The 17,121-nt window shown below is 66.4% G+C and carries 15 protein-coding genes; all 15 read left to right on the top strand.

The annotated features are described in order from the left end of the window. Positions 1–8: 8 nt before the first annotated feature. The 15 genes from glyA (at position 9) to M9917_RS02365 (ending at position 17,109) form a co-directional block, all read left to right on the top strand. The gene (gene glyA / locus M9917_RS02435) at positions 9–1,277 is read left to right on the top strand and encodes a serine hydroxymethyltransferase (protein WP_297250711.1); all 1,269 of its coding nucleotides are present in this window, start codon (positions 9–11) and stop codon (positions 1,275–1,277) included. 79 nt (positions 1,278–1,356) lie between these two features. Further along, positions 1,357–2,751, top strand: coding sequence for an L-serine ammonia-lyase (locus tag M9917_RS02430; RefSeq protein ID WP_297250710.1), 1,395 nt, complete (start codon positions 1,357–1,359; stop codon positions 2,749–2,751). Positions 2,752–2,955: 204 nt separating this feature from the next. Then, positions 2,956–4,182, top strand: coding sequence for a M24 family metallopeptidase (locus tag M9917_RS02425; protein ID WP_297250709.1), 1,227 nt, complete (start codon positions 2,956–2,958; stop codon positions 4,180–4,182). Between the two features lie 255 nt (positions 4,183–4,437). Next, positions 4,438–5,316 (top strand): isocitrate lyase/PEP mutase family protein, encoded by an 879-nt coding sequence (locus tag M9917_RS02420; RefSeq protein ID WP_297250708.1) that lies wholly within the window; start codon positions 4,438–4,440, stop codon positions 5,314–5,316. A gap of 311 nt (positions 5,317–5,627) precedes the next feature. Beyond that, entirely contained in the window at positions 5,628–6,647 is a 1,020-nt protein-coding gene (locus tag M9917_RS02415; protein ID WP_297250707.1) for an ABC transporter substrate-binding protein, read from the top strand. 66 nt (positions 6,648–6,713) lie between these two features. After that, positions 6,714–7,544 (top strand): ABC transporter ATP-binding protein, encoded by an 831-nt coding sequence (locus tag M9917_RS02410; RefSeq protein ID WP_465246314.1) that lies wholly within the window; start codon positions 6,714–6,716, stop codon positions 7,542–7,544. Continuing rightward, complete coding sequence (locus tag M9917_RS02405) at positions 7,541–8,341, top strand: ABC transporter permease (protein WP_297250705.1); 801 nt, start codon at positions 7,541–7,543, stop codon at positions 8,339–8,341. Before M9917_RS02410 ends, M9917_RS02405 begins: the two co-directional genes overlap by 4 nt. 55 nt (positions 8,342–8,396) lie before the next feature. Then, on the top strand, positions 8,397–9,194 hold the full coding sequence (locus tag M9917_RS02400) for an HpcH/HpaI aldolase family protein (protein WP_297250704.1): 798 nt from the start codon (positions 8,397–8,399) through the stop codon (positions 9,192–9,194). A gap of 146 nt (positions 9,195–9,340) precedes the next feature. Beyond that, positions 9,341–10,219 carry an isocitrate lyase/PEP mutase family protein gene (locus tag M9917_RS02395; protein ID WP_297250703.1) on the top strand — a complete coding sequence of 293 codons (879 nt, stop codon included), beginning with the start codon at positions 9,341–9,343 and terminating at the stop codon, positions 10,217–10,219. Positions 10,220–10,261: 42 nt separating this feature from the next. Further along, positions 10,262–11,059, top strand: a complete 798-nt coding sequence (locus M9917_RS02390; protein ID WP_297250702.1) for an HpcH/HpaI aldolase family protein — start codon at positions 10,262–10,264, stop codon at positions 11,057–11,059. A gap of 84 nt (positions 11,060–11,143) precedes the next feature. Then, entirely contained in the window at positions 11,144–12,520 is a 1,377-nt protein-coding gene (locus M9917_RS02385) for an MmgE/PrpD family protein (protein WP_297250701.1), read from the top strand. Positions 12,521–12,730: 210 nt separating this feature from the next. After that, positions 12,731–13,648 (top strand): amino acid ABC transporter permease, encoded by a 918-nt coding sequence (locus tag M9917_RS02380; RefSeq protein ID WP_297250700.1) that lies wholly within the window; start codon positions 12,731–12,733, stop codon positions 13,646–13,648. A gap of 94 nt (positions 13,649–13,742) precedes the next feature. Continuing rightward, entirely contained in the window at positions 13,743–14,558 is an 816-nt protein-coding gene (locus M9917_RS02375) for an amino acid ABC transporter ATP-binding protein (protein WP_297250699.1), read from the top strand. Positions 14,559–14,712: 154 nt separating this feature from the next. Further along, on the top strand, positions 14,713–15,633 hold the full coding sequence (locus M9917_RS02370; protein ID WP_297250698.1) for a transporter substrate-binding domain-containing protein: 921 nt from the start codon (positions 14,713–14,715) through the stop codon (positions 15,631–15,633). Positions 15,634–15,729: 96 nt separating this feature from the next. After that, on the top strand, positions 15,730–17,109 hold the full coding sequence (locus tag M9917_RS02365; protein ID WP_297250697.1) for an MmgE/PrpD family protein: 1,380 nt from the start codon (positions 15,730–15,732) through the stop codon (positions 17,107–17,109). The last annotated feature ends 12 nt before the right edge of the window (positions 17,110–17,121 follow it).

Here is a 17,121-nt window from a genome sequence, read left to right as displayed (position 1 = left end):
ACACCACCATGCAAGCGAGTGCCGCCTCCGGCCTCTCCGACGCAGCCGTCGCCGCCGCCATCGGCCGCGAGCTCGGCCGCCAGCAGAACCAGATCGAGCTGATCGCCTCGGAGAACATCGTTTCCCGCGACGTGCTGATCGCCCAGGGCTCGGTCCTGACCAACAAATATGCCGAGGGCTACCCCGGAAAGCGCTATTACGGCGGCTGCGAGTTCGTCGACGAGGTCGAGACCATCGCCATCGACAGGGCCAGGCAGCTCTTCGGCGCGGCCTTCGCCAATGTCCAGCCGCATTCCGGCGCCCAGGCCAACCAGGCCGTGTTCCTCGCCCTGCTGCAGCCGGGCGACCGGATCATGGGCATGTCGCTCGCCCATGGCGGCCACCTGACCCATGGCTCGCCGGTCACCATGTCCGGCAAATGGTTCGACGTCGTCGACTATCAGGTGCGCCAGTCCGATCAGCTGATCGACATGGAGACGGTGCGCGCCCGCGCGCTCGAGACCCGGCCGAAGCTGATCGTCGCCGGCGCCTCGGCCTATCCGCGCCAGATCGATTTCGCCGGGTTCCGCGCCATCGCCGACGAGGTCGGCGCCTATCTGATGGTCGACATGGCCCATTATGCCGGGCTCATCGCGGCGGGCCTCTATCCCAACCCGGTGCCGCATGCGCATGTCACCACCTCGACCACGCACAAGACCTTGCGCGGGCCGCGCGGCGGGCTGATCCTGACCAACGACGAGGCGCTGGCCAAGAAGCTCAACTCCGCGGTCTTTCCGGGCAATCAGGGCGGTCCGCTGATGCATGTCATCGCCGCCAAGGCTGTTGCCTTCGGCGAGGCGCTGCAGCCGTCGTTCCGCGACTACGCCTATCGCGTCATCGCCAATGCGCGGACGCTGGCCGCCACCTTGAAGTCAGGCGGGCTCGACATCGTCTCCGGCGGCACCGACTCCCACATGATCCTGGTCGACCTGCGCCCGAAGGGGGTGAAGGGGCGCGATGCCGAACGGGCGCTGGAGCGGGCCGGCCTCACCTGCAACAAGAACGCCATTCCCTTCGACCCGGAAAAGCCGTTCGTCACCTCCGGTGTCCGGCTCGGCACCTCCGCCGGCACCACGCGCGGCTTCGGAGAGGCCGAGTTCAGGCGCATCGGCGAGCTGACCCTCACGGTGGTGGACGCGCTCGCCGCCGCCGGGCCGGAAGGAGACGCGGCTGTCGAGGCCAAGGTTCTGGCCGAGGTCAATCGACTTTGCGCCGCCCATCCGATCTACATCGACTGAGGGGGCGACCGAAGGCCACCTTCGTCGTGCCGGGGAAGCGGCTGCCGCCGCCTCCGCTCTTGCGTCCTTGGAGGGGCCGATGTTCCTGAGCGTCTTCGACATCTTCAAGATCGGCGTCGGTCCCTCGAGCTCGCATACGATGGGGCCGATGCTCGCCGCCGCACGCTTCCTCGAGGCGCTGCGCGCCGCCCGGCAGCGGGAGCCCGGCTCGGCTCCCCCGGTCCGGATCGCGGCCTCGCTGCATGGCAGCCTCGCCTTCACCGGCAAGGGCCACGCCACCGACCGCGCCGTCGTCCTCGGCCTCCTCGGCTACCGCCCGGAGACGCTCGATCCCGAGGAAGCCGGGCGCCGCGAGGCCGCCCTCAGGGAAACCAGGCTGATCGAGGTGCCCGGTCTCGGCCCGCTCGCCTTCGATCCCGACGAGGACGTCGTCTTCGACTATGGCCCCCCGCTGCCCGGCCACGCCAACGGCATGGTTCTGCGCAGCTTCGATGCCGCCGGAAACCTGCATCTGTCCGAGACCTATTATTCGATCGGCGGCGGCTTCGTCCTGACCGAGCGCGAGCTTTCGCATGCGAGCCTGAAGGGGAGCGATGCCGAGGTCAGCCGGCCCTATCCCTTCGCCAACGCCGCCGAAATGCTGGCCATGGGCGAAGCGTCCGGCCTCGGCATCGCCGCGATGAAGCGGGAAAACGAGACGGCGGGCGGCGATAGCGCGCTCGATACCCGTCTCGACCATCTGTGGTCGGTGATGGATGCCTGCATCGAGCGCGGCCTCTCGACCGACGGCACGCTGCCCGGCGGCCTCAAGGTTCGCCGCCGGGCCCGCGCCATCCATCAGGCGCTGCTGGCCGAGCGCGGCGGCAACACCATCCAGCCGCATGCCGTCAACGACTGGCTTTCGGTCTACGCGATGGCGGTGAACGAGGAGAACGCGGCCGGCGGGCGCGTCGTCACCGCGCCGACCAACGGCGCCGCCGGCGTCGTGCCCGCCGTGATCCGCTACTACCGCGACCATTGCGTCGGCGCCTCGCGGCAGGGCATCCGCGATTTCCTGCTGACCTCGGCCGCCGTCGGGGGGATCATCAAGAGCAACGCCTCGATCTCCGGGGCGGAGGTCGGCTGCCAGGGCGAGGTCGGCTCCGCCGCCGCCATGGCGGCGGCCGGCTTGTGCGCCGCGCTCGGGGGTTCGAACGCCCAGATCGAGAACGCCGCCGAGATCGCGCTCGAACATCATCTCGGCATGACCTGCGACCCGGCGCGCGGCCTCGTCCAGGTGCCGTGCATCGAGCGCAACGGACTGGGAGCGATCAAGGCCGTCGCCGCCGCCTCGCTGGCGCTGCGCGGCGACGGCGTCCATATCGTGCCGCTCGACGCCTGCATCGAGACCATGCGCCAGACCGGCATCGACATGAGCGTGAAATACAAGGAGACCTCGACCGGCGGCCTCGCGGTCAATCTCCCCGAGTGCTGAGCCTGGCGGATGGCGCCTTCATCCCCGCGTGCGCCCTTCGGGCCACGCCGCCCCGGCATCGGAGGCGGCCCCGTTGTCCCCGTGGTTGGCAAGCAAGGAAAATGCCAAAAGCGATTTGGCTGATTAATGCGAACATAAGATCAATAAATTTCGGAAATCCATCCTCATTGATATTCTTCCCGGCAGGCACCTCCGGAGGAATAAATGAACATTCCCGTTACCGACGATATGCTTCACGTGATGAAGTGGCATAATGGGGAAAAGGAATTTTCTCCATTCTCCGCGGGCGAGATGAAGCGCCGCCAGGACGATGTCAGGAAGTGGATGGCGGCCAATAGCGTCGATGCCGCTCTGTTCACGTCCTATCACTGCATCAATTATTATTCCGGCTGGCTGTACTGCTATTTCGGCCGCAAGTTCGGCATGGTCATCGATCACGACAAGGCGACCACCATCTCGCCGGGGATCGACGGCGGCCAGCCCTGGCGCCGCAGCTTCGGCGACAACATCACCTACAGCGACTGGCGCCGCGACAATTTCTATCGGGCCGTCCGCGAGCTGACCAAGGGCGCCAAGCGCATCGGCATCGAGTTCGATCACGTCTCGATCGACTTCCGTCGCGAGCTCGAGAGCGCCGTGCCGAGCGTCGAGTTCGTCGATGTCGGCCAGCCCTCGATGTGGATGCGCACCATCAAGTCGGCCGAGGAGCAGGTTCTGATCCGCGAGGGTGCCCGCGTCTGCGACGTCGGCGGCGCGGCTTGCGTCGCGGCCGTCAAGGCCGGCGTGCCGGAGCACGAGGTCGCCATCGCGACGACCAATGCGATGATCCGCGAGATCGCGAAGTCGTTCCCCTTCGTCGAGCTGATGGACACCTGGACCTGGTTCCAGTCCGGCATCAACACCGATGGCGCGCACAACCCGGTGACCAATCGGATCGTGAAGCCGGGCGACATCCTCTCGCTCAATACCTTCCCGATGATCTTCGGCTACTACACGGCGCTCGAGCGGACGCTGTTCTGCGATCATGTCGACGACGTCAGCCTCGACATCTGGGAGAAGAACGTGGCGGTCCATCGCCGTGGGCTCGAGCTGATCAAGCCCGGGGCGCGCTGCAACGAGATCGCCGCGGAGCTGAACGACATGTATCGGCAGTGGGATCTGCTCAAGTACCGCTCCTTCGGCTACGGTCATTCCTTCGGCGTCCTGTGCCATTATTACGGCCGCGAGGCCGGCGTGGAGCTGCGCGAGGATGTCAATACCGAGCTGAAGCCCGGCATGGTGGTTTCGATGGAGCCGATGGTCATGCTTCCGGAGGGTGTTCCGGGCGCTGGCGGCTATCGCGAGCACGACATCCTCATCGTCAAGGAAGACGGCGCGGAGGACATCACCGGCTTCCCGTTCGGACCCGAGCACAACATCATCCGCAACTGAGACGGGCCGTTCCGGCATCGATCGCGTGTCGGGGGAAGCGTGGAGCTTCTCCCGGCACGGTGCGTTCCCGCCACGGCAACGCTTCGCTCGGTCGAGAACAGATGCGTTGCCCGTCACGATGACGGCTTCGGCGGGCATGGGTTTTGCCTGCATCGCCCTTCTCATGATCCGGAGCGGGGCGATCGGATCTTTGGCCTCCACCCGACCCTACGCAGCGTGCCGCCTGGAGCGAGCATCACAAGCAGGAGCATTGCGATGAACAGACCCTCATTACGCTCCCTTTTCGGCAGCGACGACATCGTCCTCGCCCCTGGAGGCGGCGGTCCGCTCGATCTGCTCATGGTCGAGAGGGCCGGCTACAAGGCCGCCTATCTGAGTGGGTACTCGGTCGCCGCGCAGCGCTACGGGCTGCCCGATATCGGCCTCATCGCCTTCAGGGAAATGAGCGAGGTGGTGAATGCGGTGTGCCGCGTCACCTCGCTGCCCATCATCGTCGACTGCGATACCGGCTATGGCGGCGTCCTCAACGTGCGCCAGACGGTTCGGGAATTCGAGGATGCCGGTGCGGCGGCCGTCATGATCGAGGACCAGAGCTGGCCGAAACGCTGCGGCCACATGCAGAACAAGACGATCGAGCCGATCGAGATCGCGGTCGCCAAGATCGAGGCGGCGGTGAAGGCGCGCCGCAACGACGATCTGGTGATCATGGCCCGCACCGATGCCTGCGACGTGCTCGGCTTCGAGGAGGCCCTGCGCCGCTGCAAGGCGTTCAAGGCCGTCGGCGCCGACATGGTGTGCATGCACAGTCCGCGCTCGATCGAGGATCTGAAGATCCTCGCCGCGGAGATCGAAGGCCCGCATGTGGTTTCGATCGGCGAAGGCGAGTTCACCGACGCCATCGACGTGAGCGAGCTCTTCAGGATCGGGTTTCAGTTCGCCTCCTTGCCGAGCGGCATCCTGCGGACCGCGGCCTTCGCGGTGACAGCGATGCTCGAACGCGTCCGCGAACGCCGGCACGCACGCGATATCGCCGGCTCGGCGATCGATCTTGGCACGCTCAACGAGCTCGTCGGCCTCGCCGCCCTGAGCGATTTCGAGGACAGCATAGGCCAGCGCCCCGGCCGGGCCTCCTGAGGGTGCCGGCAGGCACCTTTCCGGCGGAAAAGCAGGGCGGATTCATGCCCGGCGGTTGTCTTCACACCGCCGGGAAAGCGCCTGTCCACCGCCCTGCCGCGGATGCCGCGGCAGGGCGCCGGCGGTGCGGGGCTTCCCTGACGTCGGCCATGCGGGAGGCAAGCAATACCCCGCAGATTTGATAAGCGGTTATTATATTCGTATTTCATGAATTAATTTCCTATATGGTACGTATCATGGAATCCTGAATTCAGGTGGAGGAAAGACGTAAAAGCTGCCCACCTTTTTTGATACCAGCGAGGGGAAACAACATGTCGCTGCGCGTCATCCGCACGCTCGCCAGGAGCGTTGTAGTCGCAGGAATTATTGCGTCAGCATGTATCGCTTCACCGTCTCGCAGCCAGACTGCGGTCGAAGAAGTCAAATTCGGATTACTCCCGGGACTGGGACTTTACCTGCCCGTGTGGGTAGCGGACGATAAGGGGTTCTTTACCGAGGAGAAGGTCAAGCCGACCTTCATCAACGTTGGCGGCGGTGGTGCGCAAACCATGGCCGCTCTTCTGGGTGGCAGCTTCGACATGACGGATCTGTCAATCCCGGCGCTGGCCGCGGCCAACGAAAAGGGCCAGGACCTGCGCGTGATCGCGGGCAATCATACCGCTCTGTCCTATGCGTTGCAGGTTCGCAGCGACATGCCGGAGCCGGTCGCTTCCGACGGCTATCCCGCCATCATGCACAAGCTGCGCGGCAAGCGCGTGGCGGCGAGCACGATCGGGTCGAATTCCTACATCGTCATGAAGCACCTGCTCGAAGGCGCGGGCATGACCTTCAACGACATCGCCCTGACGCAGGTTCAGTCCGGCAGCTCGGCTTCCGTGATGATGGCCGCCAACCAGCTCGACGTCGTGCTCCAGAGCGAGCCCTACATCTCGATGCTCTCCGACCAGCTCAAGAAGGGGCGTACCGTCCTGGATCTGCGGACGCCGGAAGGTGTCAAGGCCGCCGGGCTCCAGGGCCTGATCTATGACATCTGGCTCGCCAAGGCTTCCGTCGCCAAGGAGGACCGTGTCATCCGCGCGACCAGGGCTCTCGACAAGGCGATCAAGTATATCCAGGATCCGGGCACCAACATCCAATACCTCGTTGATCTGACCCGGAAGAATCTCAAGATCGATGCGACGGATGAAATTCTGCAGAAGCAGATCAAGAGCATGATCCCGGCCTTCAGGACCGTCATTACCCGCAACGATGTGGAGCGTTCCTTCGCGGTTCTGGGAATCAAGCCGATGCCCTATGAATCGGTCGTCACCGGTTTGGCCATGGAAAAGTAGGCCCGGGCTGTCCCGGGTTCCGGCTCCGTGGGGTGCCGGAACCCGCAGCCGACCGAAATTCTCAGCATGGAACCCAAAATGAACGTGAAACCTGCTGCGGAATCCGCCGTCCAGCTCAACTCCGTCAGCCATTCATTTCCGTCCCATGACGCCTCGCTTGCTCCCGTGCCCACCGTCAAGAATGTCACCTTGGACATCGCGAAAGGTGAGTTCATCGCCATCATCGGCCCCAGCGGCTGCGGGAAGTCGACGCTGCTGAACATGGTCGCCGGCATCATCAAGCCGGACCATGGCACGGTCCTGGTCAACGGGCGCCCGGTGGACGGTATCAATCCGGGGCGGGGCGTCGGCTACATGTTCGCCAACGACTCGCTGTTTCCCTGGCGCACGACCTGGGAAAACGTCGCGCTCGGCCCGGAATTGCGCGGCGACCCGGACAGGAAGGAAAAGGCGTTCGAGCTCCTGCGCCTCGTCGGCCTGACCGGAGCGGAATACAAGTACCGGACGCAGCTCTCCCACGGCATGCGCCAGCGCGCCTCGCTGGCGCGGACGCTCGCGCAGGACCCCGAAATTCTCCTTCTGGACGAGCCTTTCGGCGCGCTCGACGCGCAGACCAAGGTGCTGGTCGAGGAAGAATTCATGCGTATCCGGGACGCCCGGGGCATGACCGTTCTCTTCGTCACGCATGACCTGACCGAGGCGATCACGCTCGCCGACAGGGTCGTCGTGATGTCGGCGCGCCCGACCTACATCAAGTCCCTGGTCACCGTGCCGATCGCGCGCCCGCGTTCGCTGATCGAAACCAGGTTCAACAAGACCGCCCAGGAGTTGTACCTGAACCTGTGGGAGGAACTTCGCCCCGAGGTGACGGCGCAGGAACTGGAGAAGGCGTCATGACACAGGCATCGGTTGCGGTAGCGCCCGCCTCCAGGGGATTTCAACTGCCCGTCGGCCTCGTCAGGGTCCTGTTGACCGCCGCGGGGTTGCTCCTGTGGGAGTTCGTCGCGACGTTCGGCATCGTCGAGGAATTCTGGATCAGCAAGCCGAGCAAGATCTTTCCGGAGATCGTCCGCTATCTCTCCTCCCGCGAGGGCTGGTTTGCGGTCGCTCTCACCTTTTACGAAGCGGCCGTCGGATTTGCGCTCGCCATGGTGCTGGGCGTGCTCTCGGGCTTCCTGATCACCAGATCTCCTTACATCAAATCCGTCCTGAACCCGTTCGTCGGGGTCATGAACGCCGTTCCCCGCCTCGCCCTCATCCCGCTCTTCATCGTCTGGTTCGGCATCGGCTCGCTGTCGAAGATCATGATGGTGTTCATGATCTGCTATTTCGTCGTCCTGGTGAATACGATCAGCGCCATCGAGAGCGTCGACCGGGAGCTCGTCCTGGTCGCGCGGCTGCTCGGCGCCACCAAGCGCGACATCCAGCGCAAGGTCATCATCCCGAGCTCGATCCCCTGGCTGTTCGCGGCGACGCGGATCTGCGTCGGAAACGCCGTCGGCGGCGCGGTGGTCGCCGAGATGGTGGCGGGCAATGGCGGCCTCGGCTTCATGGTGAGCGCGGCGGCGGCGTTGCTCAACCTGCGCGACGTGTTCGTCGCGGTGATCATCGTGATGGCGATCGCCTATTGCTGCGACGTCCTGCTTCTGAAGCTCGAACGCAGGCTGCTGCGCTGGCGCCCTGCCGCGCTCTGACGCGGCCGGCCCGGCCGCGATCTGCCGAGACACCTCGTTTCCATTGGGAGTTGATATGATGTGGTCGGAAAACAAGGTTCTCAAGAAGATCGCGGCGGGGCAGGTGCCCTACGGCTTCGAAATCATGCTGGGCAGTCCGCGTATCGTCGAGATGGTGGGCTGGGCCGGGTTCGACTACATCCAGCTCGATCAGGAGCACACCCCGTTCGGGCTGGAGACGATCGAGGACATGGTCCGCGCCGCGGACGCGACGGGGCTGACCAGCCTCGTGCGGGTCGCGCAGAACAATCCGAAGGACATCAGCCGCGCGCTCGAGACGGGCGCCCACGGCGTCATCGTCCCGCAGGTGACCGACGCGGCCGATGTGCAGAAGGCGCTGGACTCCGTCTATTACGCGCCGCGGGGCCAGCGCGGCATGTGCCCGGTCACGCGCGGCGCCCGCTATGACGACGCCGTCTGGGAGGAATACCTCGCCTGGGTGCAGAAGGAAGTGATGTTCATTCCGCTGATCGAGAATGCCTCGGCGCTCGAGAGCATCGACGAGATCTGCGCGCTTCCGGGCGTTTCCGTCATCGGTTTCGGCGCCGGCGATCTCGGCCAGAGCCTGGGTGTCGGAGCCCAGGGGCTGGCGGCGCCGATCGTGCGGGAAGCCTTCGCCAAGGTGCGCGAGACGGCGCGGCGGCACAACGTCGTGCTCAAGGGCATGCCGGTGATCGGCGACGATCCCGCCAAGGCGGTGCGCAACCTGCTCGACATGGGCGTCGGCATGGTGATGTACGATGCGGACGCCCTCCTGTTCTCGCGGGAATGCCGCAACATCATGAACGGCATCCGCAGCCTCTCCGGCGGCTGACGAAGGATCGGGCCTGCAGATTCACGCGTGACGCCTGGGCGGTCGACGGGCCGCCCCCTCAACGCGCGCGCGTTCAACCGGACGTCACGGGGGTGCCCGCGGCAGCCGCTTTCGCACACCCCGTGAACTTGAGGACGAGGATCACGATGAGCAACGCACGCAAGATGCGCGACGTGTTCGCCAAGGAAAAGATAGTTGTCATCCCCGGCGCCTACGATGCCCTTTCGGCCCTTCTCGTGCAGAAGACCGGCTTTCCGGCCGCCTATCTCGGCGGTTTCTCGATCTCCGCGAGCATGGCCGGATATCCCGACTGGGGCTTCACCACCATGACCGAGATGCTGTCGGTCGCGGTTAACGCGATCAACGTCCTCGACGTCCCGGTCCTCTGCGACATCGACCAGGGTTTCGGCGCCCTCACCAACTTCGCGCGGACGATCCACGCCTATGAGAACGCCGGCGTCGCAGCCGTGCATTTCGAGGACCAGCCCTTCCCGAAGAAGTGCTCGCAGCAGGCCAACCGGGCGGTGATCCCGCTCGCCGATGCCGTCGCCAAGGTCAAGGTGGCGGTGGAGACGCGCTCGAACCCGGATTTCATGCTGATCGCCCGCACGGATTCCAAGGGCATCGAAGGTCTCGACGGGCTGAAGCGCCGGATGGGCGCCTATCTCGACGCCGGGGCGGATTACTGCATCTTCTGCGAGCAGCAGACCGAGGAGGAGCTGCGCGCCGTGGGTGAGGCGTTCCCCGGCCGGGTGATCGCCTTCGTCGGCGATGTCCCCGAGAACCCGGCCTGCTGCCTGCCCGTCTCGGCCTATCAGGAGATGGGCTACAAGGGCCTGGTCTATTGCGCGCTCGGCCTGTCGGCCGCCTATCGCGGCATGCAGAACAGCTTCGAGCATCTGCTGCGGCAGCGCCACGTCTCGTCCGGCGACCTCACCAGGAACAACACCTCGCTCGGTGAGATCCAGTCCCTCGCCAAGATCAAGCAATGGCAGGAGTTGAGAGATCGCTTCGACATGCTGTGATCGCTCAGATTGCCTTTTTCAGGTTATCCTAGGAGAAATACGATGAAGCTTGTCGAAAAGATTCGTGCCAAGAAAAAGATGATCGGGCTCGAGCTGTATTCCGGCTCGCCGCATAACGTCGAGATTCTCGGTGAGGTCGGGTTCGATTTCACGATGCTCGATACCGAGCATACGGAATACGATACCGGCCATATCGCGCACCTGATCCGGGCGGCCGATTCCTTCGGCGTGGCGCCGGTGGTGCGCGTCGAGCAGCTCAACGAGGTCCTCATCATGAAGACCCTGGACAGGGGTGCTCAGGGCGTCATCGTGCCCCGCATCACCACGGCCGAGCAGGCGCGCCGGGCGGCCTCCGCCGCGGCGTTCCCGCCGGTCGGCATGCGCGGCATGTGTCCGGACGTCCGGGCCACCCGTTACCGCAACGAGGTCTGGGAGGAGTACGCCAGGAACCCCTTCGATCACGTCGCGGTGATTCCGCTGATCGAGGACATCCGCGCCGTGGAGAACATCGACGCCATCATGGCTGTCGACGGCATCGATTCCATCCTGTTCGGACCCGGCGACTTCGCGGTCTCGATCGGGGCGGCGCAGGAGGGCTTCACCGACGAGATCATGGGCAGGACGCGCGAAGCGCTGCAGCGGGTCTGCAAGGCCGCGGCGAAGCACGACGTCTATGTCTTCGCGATCCCGCTCGAGCTGCGCGACCCGACCAGGATCATGAACGAGCTGTTCGACGACGGGGTCTCCGGCGTGCTGTTCGGAACGGACACGATGCATTTCCAGCTCGCGGCCGACCGCATCCGCGGCGCCTTCGGCGGCGTCGTCTCCTCCCGGGGCTGACCCGGCCACGCTCTTACGCGATTGAGACGCAAAAGCATCGCTGGCCTTTAGGCCGGCGGGTTCCCCAGCCGCCGGAGGCCGCAGATGCAGACGCAGGACGACACACTGGCGACCAGACTGGCGCGCTGGTCGACGGGCACCCGCTACGAGGACCTTCCGCCGGCCGTGCTGCACCAGACCCGGCGCGCGGTGCTGGATTACCTCGGTTGCACCCTGCGCGGCGCGGATACGCCGCTCGCCGCCGCCGTCCGCAGCTATCTCGACACGGCGGATCGCGGCGGCGAGGCGGCCGTGATCGGCACGGACCGGTCGCTGTCCCCGGCCGGCGCGGCTTTCGCCAATGCGACCGCGGCGTCCGTGCTCGAGCTCGACGACGGCCACGGACAGGCCACCATCCATCCGGGCGCCACTTGCATTTCGGCCGTTCTCGCCGCCGCCGGGGCCCACGGCGCCTCGGATGCGGACATCGTCGTGGCGATCACGCTGGCCTATGAGCTGTCGTCGCGCTTGGGTATCGCGCTCTGCCCGGCCGCGGGCGAGCGCGGCTTCCATTGCTCGCCCGCCATCGGCGTGCTCGGCGCCGCCTTCGGCGCCAGCCGGACCTTCGGCAGCGATGTCCGCACGACGGCGCACGCGCTCGGCCTCGCCGGCTCCAACGCCGGCGGCCTGTTCGACTATCATGGCGGCTGGCTGGACGCCTGGAGCATCAACGCCGGCCGGGCGACGCGGGAGGGCCTGCTCTGCGCGTCGCTCGCCGGGCACGGCGTCGCCGGGCCGCTCGATATCTTCGAGGGGCCGAAGGGGTTCGGCCTCGCCTTCGCCGGGCCCGGATTCGATGCGGCCGGCATCGGGCGGGGGCTCGGGCGGGACTGGCTGCTGCTCGGCACCGCGGTGAAGATCCATCCGTGCTGCCGGCGGCTGCATTCCGTCATCGATGCGCTGCTGTCGCTCGAGGACGGGTCCGCCGTCGATCCCTTCGCCATCGACCGGATCGTGGTGGAGACCACGGCCGAATCGGCGCGTCTGGACCGCCGGCGCTTCGAAAACGCGGCGATCGCGAAGATGAGCATTCCCTACGGCGCCGCCGCCACGCTGGTCTATGGCAGCCCGACCCTCGATCACTTCGAGGACGAGGCGCGCCGCGATCCGCGAATCCGGCATCTGGTGGAACGGGTCGAGGTCAGGACCTCCGACGATCCGACGATCTCCGATCCGCTGGGCTTCGCGGCGCGCGTCGCGGTGACGGCGGGCGGAGCGACCCGCGACGCCACCGTCATCACCCCCATCGGCGATCCCGCCCGGCCCGTCGACGACGCGATGCTGATCGACAAGTTCCGGACCCTGGCCGATCCGGTCATCGGCAGCGAGGCGGCGCGCGAGATCGTGGCCGCGACCTTCGCGCTGGGCGAGGCCGGCGACAACGGAAAGCTCGTGCGGCTCCTGGGCGGCAAGGCGCGCTGAGATCGCCCGCCGGGCGCGATCCTCCTCGACCATGGCAGGGCGTTGCCTTGCCGGTGGCGGGCTCGATGCATGTTGTTGAGGCATATGCCTCAACAACAACCATTAGCTCAGCTTATACTCGTATTTTTAGAGTAAATTAGCAAACTCAACTCCATTCGACCATAGTCGAGACAGGAATATATTAGCCGCTCTACGGACTGGAGGTGTTTGGTGGCCGACGCAACCGTCCTCGTCGACTCGCCGGGTGGAATCGGCAACCGAGCGGAACCCGGTGCCGGGCATCCGGAGCTGCGTGTCTTGCGGCGGCGCCATCCCTGGCGGCAGTTCTCGGCGGTCGTGGCGCTTGCGGTGCTGGCCGGCATGGTCTGGTCGCTCGCCAATAATCCCAATGTCGGGATCGATCTCGTCCGCGAATACCTCACGGCCCCGGCGATCCTGAGAGGTATTGGCGTCACCCTCTACCTGACCGTCGTCGCCATGGTCCTGGGCGTTTCGGGGGGCGTGCTGATGGCCGTGATGCGGCTGTCCGACAATGCCGTCCTCTCCGGCATCGCGAAGTTCTATATCTGGATCTTCCGCGGTACGCCGATGCTCGTGCAGCTGATCTTCTGGGCCTATGCCGGCGCGATCTATCCGACGATCAGCATCGGCGTGCCGTTCACCGACATCGTGTTCTGGTCGTCGCAGACCGCCGACCTGATCGATCCGATGATGGCGGCGCTGCTGGCGCTCACCTTCAACCAGGTTGCCTACGCTTCCGAGATCATTCGCGGCGGCATCCTCTCCGTCGACCACGGGCAGACCGAGGCGGCCTATTCGCTCGGCATGGGGCCGGCGCGCACCATGCGGCGGATCGTCCTGCCACAGGCCATGCGCACGATCATCCCGCCCATGGGCAACGACGTCATCAGCATGCTCAAGACCACGTCGCTGGTCTCGGTCATCGGCGGGCAGGACCTGATGACGACGGTGCAGTTCATCTATTCGGAGAACTTCCAGGTCATTCCGCTGCTGATCGTCGCGAGCCTCTGGTATCTCTTCTTCACCACGCTGCTCGCCATTCCGCAGAGCTGGCTGGAAAAGCGCTACGGCCGGGGCGTCGCCTCGCAGGTCAGGAGGGGCGTCTAGAGCCTCTCCGCACCGCCACGGGCGTCCTTAAGCCCTCCGATCGATCGCACTCCTCACGCGGCTCGGCACCGCTCGCTCGAAAAGGCTCCAGGCCATGTCCACCCGCAGCATCGATTCAGCGAATGCCGCCGCGCCGGCGGCGGCAACCGAGCGGCCCATGGTCGAGGCCATCGGCGTGCGCAAGAGCTTCGGCGCCCTCAAGGTCCTCGACGGCATCGACCTCGAAGTGCCGCGCGGCGAGGTCCTGGCCCTGCTGGGGCCGAGCGGCTCGGGCAAGAGCACCTTCCTGCGCTGCATCAACCATCTCGAGCGCATCGATCGCGGCATGATCATCGTCGACGGCGAGCTCGTCGGCTACACCCGCACCGGCGACGTGCTGCGCGAGGTGCATCCGCGCATGATCAGCCGCATGCGCCGCCAGGTCGGCATGGTCTTCCAATCGTTCAACCTGTTCGGCCACATGACGGCGCTGCAGAACATCATCGAGGCGCCGGTGGGCGTCCTCGGCCAGCCGCGCACGGAGGCCCGGCAGCGGGCGCTCGCGCTGCTCGAGCGGGTCGGGCTGGGGGACAAGGCCAACGCCTATCCCTCCGAGCTCTCCGGCGGGCAGCGCCAGCGCGTCGCCATCGCGCGCGCCCTGGCGATGGACCCCAAGCTCCTGCTCTTCGACGAGCCGACCAGTGCGCTCGACCCGGAGCTCGTCGGCGACGTGCTGCGCGTCATGCGCGAGCTCGCGGAGGAGGGCATGACGATGATCGTCGTCACCCATGAGATCGGCTTCGCGCGCGAGGTCTGCGACCGGGTGGCGTTCATGCATTCGGGCGGCATCGTCGAGATCGGCCCGCCCGGCGAGATCCTGGCGTCGCCGCGCGACGAGCGGACCCGCGCCTTCCTGTCGAGCGTGCTCTGACGCCTCGATCGATCACGCTTCCTTCGAGCGGTCCGCTAGCCGCGATCGCTCGAAGTGCTCCGGCCGCCCCCCGGGTCTGATGCAGGCGGCCCGTTCGAATTCCGCGATGCCCGGTCGCGGCAGCTCAAGACCAAACCGGAAGAGGGGATAACAGATGATCACAGAGCGTTTGACGAAGATCGCCACCGTGCTCGCCATCGTGCTGGGCACGGCAGGCTACGCCAATGCCCAGAGCGTCACCGTTGCCGGCGTCGAAATCACGAAGGATGCCGCGCTCGCCGCGCTCCTGCCGGAGAAATACCGGGAGAAGGGCCTGCGCGCGGAGTTCAACCCGCCGCAGCCGCCCTTCTCGATGATCGACGATGCCGGCAAGCCCTACGGGTTGCTCATCGATTTCGGCAACGCGATCGCGGCGCGGCTGGGAACCACGCTCACCCTGGGCCGGGTGACGCATGATTCCATCATTCCGGCCCTGCAGGCCGGAAACTACGATTTCATGCTGGGAACCGATGCCGACACCGAAGCCCGCCAGAAGATGGTCAACCTGGTCAACTACATGGGCTACGGCGTCTCCCTCGTGGTGAAGGAGGGCAATCCGCAGAACCTCAAGACCGGCAAGGACCTCTGCGGCAAGCGGCTCGCTGTGCTGAAGGGCTGGTCGCCGCCGAACTATTTCGACAGCCTCAGCGTCGACTGCAAGGCGCGTGGCCTGCCAGCCGTCAACATCACCACCCTGCCCAACACGCCCGACACCATCCTGGCCGTGCGCAGCGGCGCGTCGGACGCCACCTTCGTGTCGACGCCGACGGCTCTGGGCGCGACGAAGGCGATCGAGGGCGGCAAGGTGATGGTCGTTTCGCCGAAGGAGGCGCCGCTCGGCTGGAACACGCAGCTGCACGGCCTGCTGGTGCTCAAGCAGAACGAGGAATTGACGAAGGCGCTGAGCGCGACGGTCAATTCCCTGCTGGTCGACGGCACGCTGAAGAAGCTGTTCCAGCAATACGGCCTCGCCGAGAACATGCTGCTCGACAAGGTGATCGTGAATCAGGCGCTGCCGGATACCGGCCTCAACTGATCCGCGCGATAAACGCGGCTTCGACGCCCGCCGCCCGCAGGGGCGACGGGTTGCCGGAGCCGCCGGATTCCGGCTTCGGGAGCATGGGAGGTCTTGGTGGAAACGACGCTATCGGAGCAGCTGGCCCGCTGGGTCGCGACGCTGCGCTACGAGGACCTGCCGCCGGCGGTGGTGCACCATGTGCGCCGCTGCCTCATCGATTACCTGGCGACGACGATCGCGGGGGCCGGTTCGCGCATCGCGCGGACGCTCCAGACCTATCTGCTCTCGGCGGAAGGTGGTGGCGAAGCTTCGCTTCCGGGGACGCGGCTGAAGCTCTCCGCCGCCAATGCGGCTTTCGCCAACGGCACCGCCGCCTCCGTGCTCGAGCTCGACGACGGCCATGCGCTGGCCGCCATCCACCTCGGGGCGACGGCGCTTCCCGCCATCCTGGCCACGGCCCAGCTGCGCGGCGCCACCGCCCGTGACGTCATCGTCGCGACCGCCGCCGCCTATGAGACGGGGGCGCGGCTCGCCATCGCGGCCCGCAAATCGGGCGAGCGCGGCTTCAACGCGACGCCGCTCGTCGGCGTGTTCGCGGCCGTGGCGGGCACCGCCAGGATCCTCGGCAGCAAGCCGCGCGCCATCGCCCATGCGCTCGGCCTCGCCGGCTCCGATACCGGCGGGTTGTTCGATTATCACGGCGGCTGGCTGGACAGCTGGTGCATCAATGTCGGCAAGACCGCGCGCACCGGCCTGGTCTGCGCGCATCTCGCCGATGCCGGCATCGCCGGCCCGCTCGACATTTTCCACGGTCCGCGCGGCTTTGCCGTGGCCTTCACCGATGGCGTGCTCGACGCCGGCCCGGTGATCGACGGCCTCGGGCGGCAATGGCTGATGCTGCAGACTTATGTGAAGCCCTACCCCTGCTGCCGCAGGATGCATGCGGTGATCGACGCCGTGCTGGCGCTGCAGCCGCAATGGCCCGCCCATCTGGACGCGATCGACCGCATCCTGGTGGAGACCTCGGCGGAATCGGCCCGCCTCGACGGCAGGACGTTCGAGAGCGTCTCGGCCGCCCAGATGAGCATTCCCTACGGCGTCGCCGCCGCGCTGCTGTTCGGGCCGCCCCGGCTCGAGCATTTCGAGGAGGGCGCGCGTGGGGATCCGCGGCTCCTGCGCCTCGTCGAGCGGGTCGATCTGCGCGCGGCGGAAGACCCGGCTGTCACCGCGCACCGCTCGGCGGCGCGCGTCAGCCTCGCGATCGCAGGCGAGATCGCGAGCGCGATCGTGAAGGAACCGCTGGGAAACCCGGCCAATCCGGTCGACGACCAGGGGCTGGAGGCCAAGTTCCACGGGCTGGTCGAGCCCGTGATCGGCCGGCAGGGGGCCGCGCGGCTCGCCCGCTCCGTATGGACGCTCGGCGACGAGCCCGGCGCTGCGGGCGAAGAGGCGGGGCTGGCGTTCCTGCGCGACCTCGCTCCGGTGGTGCCCTGACGGCGGCCGCTT

This window comes from Bosea sp. (in: a-proteobacteria), from assembly GCF_023953965.1.
Classification (GTDB): Bacteria; Pseudomonadota; Alphaproteobacteria; order Rhizobiales; family Beijerinckiaceae; genus Allobosea.
The sequence above is the reverse complement of the archived record's forward strand: the minus strand, read 5'-3'. Positions and strand labels throughout refer to the sequence as shown.